Origin of the sequence: Dermacoccus sp. UBA1591, from assembly GCF_002322065.1 — a bacterium.
Taxonomy (GTDB): domain Bacteria; phylum Actinomycetota; class Actinomycetes; order Actinomycetales; family Dermatophilaceae; genus Dermacoccus; species Dermacoccus nishinomiyaensis.
Genome location: NZ_DCNR01000023.1, coordinates 2,003 through 10,393 on the forward strand (window position 1 = coordinate 2,003; position 8,391 = coordinate 10,393).

At 70.9% G+C, this 8,391-nt stretch carries 10 protein-coding genes; 9 read left to right on the plus strand and 1 reads right to left on the minus strand.

Annotated features, from left to right (window positions below; genetic code table 11):
• The 6 genes from B2284_RS02750 to manA form a co-directional block, all read left to right on the plus strand.
• A partial coding sequence (locus tag B2284_RS02750; RefSeq protein WP_286697150.1) for a YsnF/AvaK domain-containing protein occupies positions 1–584 on the plus strand: 584 nt, incomplete at its 5' end.
• Between the two features lie 103 nt (positions 585–687).
• Positions 688–1,707, plus strand: a complete 1,020-nt coding sequence (locus tag B2284_RS02755; RefSeq protein WP_006946416.1) for an asparaginase — start codon at positions 688–690, stop codon at positions 1,705–1,707.
• Complete coding sequence (dtd, locus tag B2284_RS02760) at positions 1,704–2,159, plus strand: D-aminoacyl-tRNA deacylase (protein WP_006946430.1); 456 nt, start codon at positions 1,704–1,706, stop codon at positions 2,157–2,159. The genes B2284_RS02755 and dtd overlap by 4 nt, the downstream gene beginning before the upstream one ends.
• A 77-nt stretch (positions 2,160–2,236) precedes the next feature.
• Positions 2,237–2,551, plus strand: coding sequence for a DUF2516 family protein (locus tag B2284_RS02765; RefSeq protein ID WP_006946484.1), 315 nt, complete (start codon positions 2,237–2,239; stop codon positions 2,549–2,551).
• A 6-nt stretch (positions 2,552–2,557) separates the two neighbouring features.
• Complete coding sequence (locus tag B2284_RS02770) at positions 2,558–3,361, plus strand: alpha/beta fold hydrolase (protein WP_286697151.1); 804 nt, start codon at positions 2,558–2,560, stop codon at positions 3,359–3,361.
• A 34-nt stretch (positions 3,362–3,395) separates the two neighbouring features.
• The gene (gene manA, locus B2284_RS02775; protein WP_074045664.1) at positions 3,396–4,559 is read left to right on the plus strand and encodes a mannose-6-phosphate isomerase, class I; all 1,164 of its coding nucleotides are present in this window, start codon (positions 3,396–3,398) and stop codon (positions 4,557–4,559) included.
• On the opposite strand, the gene B2284_RS02780 is transcribed toward manA, so the two are convergent.
• Positions 4,546–5,376: an SAM-dependent methyltransferase gene (locus B2284_RS02780; RefSeq protein WP_074045663.1), complete on the minus strand. Its 831-nt coding sequence runs from the start codon at positions 5,374–5,376 to the stop codon at positions 4,546–4,548. The two genes, manA and B2284_RS02780, sit on opposite strands and share 14 nt — an antisense overlap.
• 26 nt (positions 5,377–5,402) lie before the next feature.
• Here B2284_RS02780 and mshA point away from each other — a divergent pair, with 26 nt between their 5' ends.
• From mshA to B2284_RS02795, 3 genes are all read left to right on the plus strand, one after another.
• The gene (mshA, locus tag B2284_RS02785; RefSeq protein WP_006946407.1) at positions 5,403–6,836 is read left to right on the plus strand and encodes a D-inositol-3-phosphate glycosyltransferase; all 1,434 of its coding nucleotides are present in this window, start codon (positions 5,403–5,405) and stop codon (positions 6,834–6,836) included.
• Positions 6,837–6,935: 99 nt separating this feature from the next.
• Positions 6,936–7,502 (plus strand): type III secretion system chaperone family protein, encoded by a 567-nt coding sequence (locus B2284_RS02790; protein ID WP_006946446.1) that lies wholly within the window; start codon positions 6,936–6,938, stop codon positions 7,500–7,502.
• 40 nt (positions 7,503–7,542) lie between these two features.
• Positions 7,543–8,289, plus strand: coding sequence for a phosphoglyceromutase (locus tag B2284_RS02795; protein ID WP_006946478.1), 747 nt, complete (start codon positions 7,543–7,545; stop codon positions 8,287–8,289).
• Positions 8,290–8,391: the final 102 nt, after the last annotated feature.

Here is an 8,391-nt window from a genome sequence, read left to right on the forward strand (position 1 = left end):
CCGCCGGTCACCACGACCACGACGCCAAGGACCGTGTGGAGGGTCGCGTCGACGAGGCTCGCGCCGACCACGAGTTCCGCAAGGAAGAGCACGACGAGCGTCGCGTCGAGCGTGACGAGCGCAACCTTGAGCGCGACGAGAACGGCGTCGTTCTTCACGAGGAGCGCCTCAACGTCGCCAAGGAGCGTCGCGAGGCCGGCAAGGCTCGCCTGCGCAAGTACGTCGTCACCGAGCAGCAGCAGGTCGACGTCCCCGTCACCCGCGAAGAGGTTCACGTGACCCGTGAGCCCGTCAACGAGCGCGTCGACGGCAACGTCCAGCTCGGCGAGGAGACGCAGACGGTGACGCTGCACGAGGAGCGCCCGGTCGTCGACAAGGAGACCGTCGCCACCGAGCGCGTCGGCCTCGACGTCGACCAGGTCCAGGAGACGCAGCGCGTCCAGGCGGAGGTCGGTCACGAAGAGGTCCGCGTCGAGAACGGCGTCGAGGGCACGCGTGGCACCGACGGCGTCCGCGACGGTGACGACCGCTCCTTCGCCGACAAGGCCAAGGACAAGGTTCGCGACGTCAAGGACAACCACTGAGGTTGACCGCATCTAGCCTCGGCTAGTCGCAGACGAAGGCCCGTCGCTCCCTGGGGGAGTGACGGGCCTTCGTCATGCCCGCGCCAGCCCGTAAGGTCGGAGCATGAGTTCGCCCACCGCTGATCAGATCATCGCGAGGCTCGCCGGGGCGCCGGTCATGGCCCGCGTCGACCGCTCGGGTTTCGTCGAGTCCGTCCACCGTGCGCTCGCGTGCGTCACCACTGCCAAGGGGGCCGTTCAGGCCGCGTGGGGCGAGCCGGACGTCGTCATCTACCCTCGCTCGTCGAACAAACCGTTGCAGGCGCTCGCGATGGTGCGTGCCGGCCTCGATCTGCCGCCGCAGCTGCTCGCGCTCGTGTGCTCGAGCCACTCGGGTGAGCGCTTCCACCTCGAGGGGGTGCGCAGCATCCTCGAACGGCACGGCCTGAGCGTCGAGGACCTGCAGAACACCCCCGACCTGCCGTACGACGACGTCGATCGTCGCCAGTGGCTGCGTGAGGGCCGCGAGCCCGAGTCGCTGGCCCAGAACTGCTCCGGCAAGCACGCCGGCATGCTCGCGACGTGCGTCGTCAACGGCTGGGACACGACGACCTACCGCGACGTCGACCACCCGCTGCAGCGACTCATGGCCACCACGCTCGAGCAGATCGCCGACGACACCGTCGAGGCGACTGGCGTGGACGGTTGTGGTGCTCCCGTCATGACGCTGAGCATGGACGGGCTGGCGCGTGCCTTCGGGCGACTTGCCGCGGCGGCGCCCGGCAACGCAGAGGCGCGGGTGGCCGATGCGATGCGCGCCGCGCCGCGCTACCTCGGGGGCACACGCCGCGACGTCACGAAACTCGTCGAGGGCGTCGATGGCCTCATCGCGAAGGACGGGGCGGAGGCCGTCTACGCGATCGGCCTCGCCGACGGACGCGGCGTCAGCGTCAAGATCGCCGACGGCTCCCAGCGCGCGCGCCCCGTCGTGGCTGCGGCGATCCTGCGGGCGATGGGGGTGGACGCGCCGGTGCTGGACGATCTCGCGTCGGCACCGATCCTCGGCCACGGTGAGCCCGTGGGCGCTGTCACGGCCGTGCTGCCGGAGCCGACGACGGGTTCGCTCGCCGCGGCGCACCGATGAGGGCCGTCCTGCAGCGAGCGCTCGAGGGGAGCGTCAGCGTCGCGGGCGAGGTCGTCGGCCGACTCGACGCGCCGGGTCTCGTCGTCCTGCTCGGCGCCACCCATGACGACGGCGGCGCCCAGGTCGCGGCGATGGCGCGCAAGATCGCCGGGTTGCGCATCATGCCCGGGGAGGTCAGCGTCAGCGACCTGCACGCCGGCGACCTCGAGACAGGTGAGGCGTGCACCCGCCTGCTCGTCGTCAGCCAGTTCACGGTGTACGGCGACACGCGCAAGGGTCGGCGCCCGTCGTGGGGAGCGGCTGCGCCGGGTGAGGTCGCGGAACCGCTCGTCGACGCCGTCGTGGCGGCGCTGCGCGGCGAGGGGTTGCGCGTGGCGACGGGCCGCTTCGGCGCTGACATGCGTGTGAGCCTCGTCAACGACGGGCCGTTCACCGTCGTCGTCGAAGTGTGAGGGCGACGTCCCCGGCCGCCACCTCGAGAACGCCCCGTCCGGCGCGGGTTGTCGGACCTCTCGCCTAGGCTGGAGGCATGGAGGTCATCTCTCAGATCCAGGCGTACGCGATGGTGGCGTTGGGCGTCATCGTGCTCGGCGTCGAGATCTTCGCACTCATCGAGGCCGCGCGCGGTTCGGCGATCATGTATCAGGTGCACGGCAAGCTCTCGAAGCCCGCGTGGTTGGCGATCACGGCGGTCGCCGTCCTGCTCGGTTTCATCTCGCTGCTGCGGCCCGTCAGCCTGCCGGGCATCATCGGCATCGTCGCCGCCGGGGTGTTCCTCGCCGACGTCCGACCCATCGTCCGACCGAACAAGCCGAATTCCAACGGCCCGTACGGCCCCTGGTGATCCGCGGTGGCTGCTGAGTTCGTCGACGGCCCGAGCGGCCCGCTCGAGATGGTGCGCTCCGGTCGCGGGGAGCCGGTGACGGTGTTCGCGCACGGCATGGGCGCCTCCGTCCCCTCGACGCGTCCGTACGCCTCGGGCGTCTCGGGCACGCGCGTCTTCTTCCACTTCCGTTCGCACGGCCGCTCGGCGCCGGCGTTCGACGGGTGGGACTACGACCACACCGCCGACGAACTCCTGGCCGTCAGCGACCATGCCGCGGCGACGCGGGCGCTGGGTGTTTCGATGGGTGCCGGTTCGATCCTGCGCGTCCTGCTGCGCGACCCACGACGCTTCGAGCGGGTCGTCCTCGTGATCCCCGCCGTCGTCGACTCGCCGCGCAACAGCGCGGGCCTCGTGCGCTACGAGGCGATGGCGCAGGCCTCGCGTGACGGCGACGCCGCCACGATCCGTGCCCAGCTGGAGCGCGAGCTGCCGGCGTCGGCGCGTCGAAGTGACGCGGCGCAGGCCTGGGTCGATCAGCAGACCGAGGTGTTCCTGCGCCCCGGCATGGCCGAGGCGTTGCGCGACATGCCGCACGCCGTCCCGGTCGCCGACGTCGAGGCGCTGCGCGGCCTCGAGCTGCCCGTGCTCATCCTCGCCCAGCGCGGCGACGAGGTGCACCCGGTGAGCTCGGCCGAGCGTCTCGCACAACATCTGCCGAACGCGCGTCTCGAGGTCTTCGACGAGCACGGGCTGCTGTGGGGGCACCGCGCGCGGGTGCGGAAGGTCGTGGGGGAGTTCTTCGACGACCCCGCCGACGACATACGATGACGCCCGTCATGGGTGCAGTGGGGGAGGGGGCGCCGTGCTGAAGTTCGAGCCGTTCATCAAGGATTACGCGTGGGGTTCGCGTGAGGCGTTGGCAAGCCTCGCCGGGCGCGCGCCGAGCGAGGAACCCGAGGCCGAGCTGTGGGTGGGGGCTCACGAAGCGGGGCCGGGCACGTTCGATCAGGGGGGGCGTCGCTGCGGCCTCGACGAGCACATCGCGAGCGACCACGCCCACCATCTCGGTGCCCGCTCGCGTGAGCGTTTCGGCGACCGTCTGCCGTTCCTGCTCAAGATCCTCGCGGCCGACAAGGCCCTGTCGATCCAGGCGCACCCGGACGCGAGCCGCGCGGCGTCGGCGCCGGAGGGCACCTACTCCGATGCGTGGCCGAAGCCCGAGGCGTGGATCCCCCTCGTCGAGAGCGAGGCGTTCGCCGGCTCGTTGCCCTTCGCGCAGGTGCAGGAGCGCCTCCGCGCGCTCGGCCTCGTGAGCCTCGAGGCGATGATCGACGCCGCGCGCGGCACCGAGCGTCCCGAGCACGCGCTGCTCAGCATGATCCTCACGCTCGAGACGGAGCGTCAGGGCCCGTTCGTGCAGGAGGTCGTCGCGGCGCTCGAGAGCGTCGTCAAGACGATCGAGGACGACGCCGAGGCGCGCGCCCTGCGCACGGTCCTCACCGTGCACGAGCAGTTTCCGGGCGACATCGGCGTCGTCGTCCTGCTCACGATGCAGCACCACCTCATGACGCCCGGGCGCAGCTACTTCATCGGCGCTGGCGTCCTGCATTCCTTCGTCCGCGGCACGAGCGTCGAGATCCTCGCGAACTCGGACAACGTCGTCCGCGGCGGGTTGACGCCGAAGAAGGTCGACGTCGCCGAACTGCTCGCCATCGTCGACGTGTCGACGCCCGTGACGGCGGACGAACCCCGGCGCCCGCAGCCCGGGATGGCGCGATACCACTCCGAGGTGCCGCACTTCGCGCTGTGGGAGCTTCGACCTCAGAGTGAGCCCCTTGACGTGCCCGCCCACGGCGCGCCCGGTCTCCTGCTCGCGCTCGATGCGCCCGTCAGCGTCGAGTGCGCCGACGAGCGTCTGGTGCTCGGGCCCCTGGAGTGCGCGTGGTGGCCGGCGGGCGACCCACCGGCGAGCGTCACCGGTGAGCGGGGCGCGAGGTTGTTCGTCGCGACGCTCAACGACGAGTGATGCGGGCGCCGTCGTCCGCGGGTGCCACGGCTGCCCAGGCGACGGTGATCTCGCCGAGGCGCCAGCGGTGGACGTCGTCGAGCAGCGGCCAGCCCGACGCCCGCATCGCGCGGGCCGTCGCGATGAACCGCTGACGAGCCCCGTGCGGCGCCAGCGGCGCACTGAGCGTCCAGTGGTGTGACAGTGCAGCGAGGTAGTCGTGGATGCGCTCGCCGGGCACGTTGCGGTGGATGAGGGCCTTGACGAGCCTCGGGGCGATGTCCGCGGGGTCGGCGAGGCCCGCGAGGCGGTAGGAGAGCGTGAGGCTGACGGGCCCGCTCGCATCGAGCGCCACCCACGTCGAACGGCGCCCCAGCTCGTCACACGTGCCGTCGAGCAGCAGCCCGCCCGGCGCCAACCGCTCGAGCACGTGCGCCCAGGCGCCGGCCACCTCGCTCTCGTCGTACTGACGCAGCACGTTCGCGGCCCGCACGATGACAGGGCGCTCGCCGCCCGGTAGCGGCACCTCGAAACCGCCACGGGCGAAGCTCAACCCCTCGAGCGGCGTGCGCGCGATCAGTCGGCGGCCCATCTCGACGCGGCTCGGTTCGATCTCGATGCCGACGGTGCGCACGTCACGGCGCACCGCGCGCAGTCGCGTGTGCAGTTCGACGGCGGTGATGGGGGAGGCCCCGTACCCGAGATCGACGACGACGGGCGAGCCCTCCGAGCGGCGCAGCCGCCAGGCCTGCGGCCCCGCCAGCCACCGGTCCTGACGGCGCAGCCGGTTGGCGTTGGTCGTGCCGCGGGTGACGGCGCCGACGGGTCGGGAATGCACGTGGCGAATCTACCGTTGCCGATGGCGTGGACGAACCCGACGTGAACGATGCCGCTGCCCGCGCGTGGCCACCGAGCGCCCCCGCCGCACCGTCGGACGGGCGCGGAGGAACGAGTCCGGCCACCTCGGCGTCCGGTGAGGCTCCAGAGCGCGAGGTCAAGCACGTCGCCATGGTGAGCGTCCACACCTCACCGCTGTCGCAGCCGGGGACGGGTGACGCGGGCGGCCTCAACGTCTACGTCGTCGAGACGGCGAAGCGGCTCGCGCAACGCGGCGTCGCCGTCGACATCTTCACGCGGCGCACGAGCGCGTCCGTGGGTGAGCAGGTCGAACTGGCGCCCGGCGTGACCGTCCACCACATCGCCGCCGGGCCGTACGAGGGGCTCGGCAAGGACGATCTGCCGGGCCAGCTGTGCGCGTTCGCGGCCGGCATGATGCGGGTCGGCGCGTCGAAGCCGGAAGGGTACTACGACCTCGTGCATTCCCACTACTGGCTCTCGGGCCAGGTCGGGTGGCTCGCGGCCGACCGGTGGCGGGTGCCTCTCATCCACACGATGCACACGATGGCGCGGGTCAAGAACAGTCAGCTCGCCGCGGGTGACACTCCCGAGCCGGCGGGGCGCGAGATCGGTGAGGAGCAGGTCGTCGACGCGGCCACGACGCTCGTCGCCAACACCCCCGGCGAGGCCCGAGAACTCATCGACCTCTACGGAGCCGACCCGGCGAGGGTCACCGTCGTCACCCCCGGCGTCGACCTCGACGTGTTCAGCGCGGGCGACGACATCGTCGCCGAACGTCATGCTGCGCGAGCGGAACTCGGCTTCGAGGAGGACGCTGACGTCGTCCTCTTCGTCGGCCGCATCCAGCCGCTCAAGGCGCCCGACGTCCTCGTGCGTGCCGTCGCTCGCATGATCGAGGACGCCCCGTGGCGCCGCGAGAAGCTGCGACTCGTCATCGTCGGCGGGCCGTCGGGCTCAGGCCTCGACAAGCCTCTCGCGCTGCAGGCGCTCGCGCGCGAGCTGGGCGTCAAGGACGTCGTCGACTTCGTGCCGCCCGTCTCGCGGCGCGAACTCGTCACCTGGTTCCATGCGACGGATGTCGTCGCGGTGCCGTCGCACAGCGAGTCGTTCGGGCTCGTCGCGATCGAGGCGTCCGCCTCCGGCACGCCCGTCGTGGCCGCAGCGGTCGGTGGGCTGCCTACGGCCGTCGGAGACGGCGGCGTCCTCGTCGACGGCCACGACCCGGCGACGTGGGCGCAGGAGCTCGCCGCATTGCTCGACGACCCGCCACGCATCGATGAACTGGGCCGCCGCGCCGCCCGCCACGCTCAGCACCACAGCTGGGACGCGAGCGTCGACAAGCTCCTCGCCGTCTATGAGGACGCGTGCCGGCGGGAGACGAGCTCCGACATCGACGCCTCCCGTGCGCTCGCCGGGGTACCCAGCGCCATCGTGCCGTGACGGTCTGACGGTCTGACGGTCTGAGCGTGCGACGGTCTGACGGTGCGAAGGCCTGACCGGGTGATGCCGCGAGCGGCGACGGCCGCGTAGGTTGGTGTCATGTCTGACGCTGACCTGGTCGAAGCCGCCACCACCCTCGTGCGCGAATGGTTGGAGGCATCCGGCCTCGAATGGGATCTCGGGGCGCGCGAGCGCGAGTTCGTCGTCACGCTGCCGGGGGAGAAGAAGCTCAAGACGGTCGTCTCGCTCGTCGTCGGGGATCGCACGCTCAAGGCGATGGCGTTCGTCGTGCGCAACCCCGACGAGAACCACGAGGACGTCTACCGGCTGCTCCTGCAGCGCAACCTGCGCCTGCCGGGCGTCGCGTACGGCATCGACTCCTCCGGCGACGTCTACCTCACCGGCCGACTGCCGCTGGCGGGGCTCGACACGGCGGGCCTCGACGTCCTGCTCGGCGCGATGCTCGAGGCGAGCGACGGCATCTTCAACGACGTCCTCGCGCGTGGCTTCCTGTCGTCGATGAAGAAAGAATGGCACTGGCGCGTCACGCATGACGAGTCGACGCGCAACCTCGACGCCTTCCGCCACCTCCTCGAGAACGGCCGCGACGACGAGGCGAAGGCGGACGATGAGGCAACGGCGAAAGATCCGACCACCGAGCTGTGACGCCCCACCCTCACACGGGCGTCGGCGATAGGCTGGAGGCATGACGCACACGCTGATCCTGCTCCGTCACGGAGAGTCCGACTGGAACGCCAAGAACCTGTTCACCGGGTGGGTCGACGTGCCCCTCACCGACAAGGGCAGGGCCGAGGCCACGCACGGCGGTGAACTGCTCATCGAGAACGGCATCCTGCCCGACGTCGTCCACACGTCGCTGCTGCGCCGCGCCATCATGACGGCCAACCTCGCACTCGACGCAGCCGACCGTCACTGGATCCCGGTCAAGCGCAGCTGGCGCCTCAACGAGCGGCACTACGGCGCCCTCCAGGGCAAGAACAAGGCCGAGACGCTCGCCACGTACGGCGAAGAGCAGTTCATGACGTGGCGCCGCTCTTTCGACACGCCCCCGCCGCCCATCGAGAAAGGCAGCGAGTGGAGCCAGGACGCCGACCCGCGCTACGCCGACCTCGGTGACGACGCGCCGCTGACGGAATGCCTCAAGGACGTCATCGAGCGCTTCCTGCCCTACTGGCACGACGAGGTCGTCCCCGACCTGCAGGACGGCAAGACGGTGCTGCTCGCCGCGCACGGCAACTCGCTGCGCGCCGTCGTCAAGCACCTCGACGGCATCAGTGACGACGACATCGTCGGCGTCAACATCCCCACCGGCATGCCCCTCGTCTACGAAATCGACGACAACTTCGAGCCCGTCACCAAGGGTGGACGCTACCTCGACCCCGAAGCCGCCGCCGCAGCCGCTGCCGCCGTCGCCAATCAGGGCAAGAAGTAAGCACCCGCATCTGATGAAGCCCGCCACACCGATCGGTGTGGCGGGCTTCATCAGATCTGGTGCCCAGCGCGCGCGTTTTGTTTTGCGCGCTTCGTCAACGCT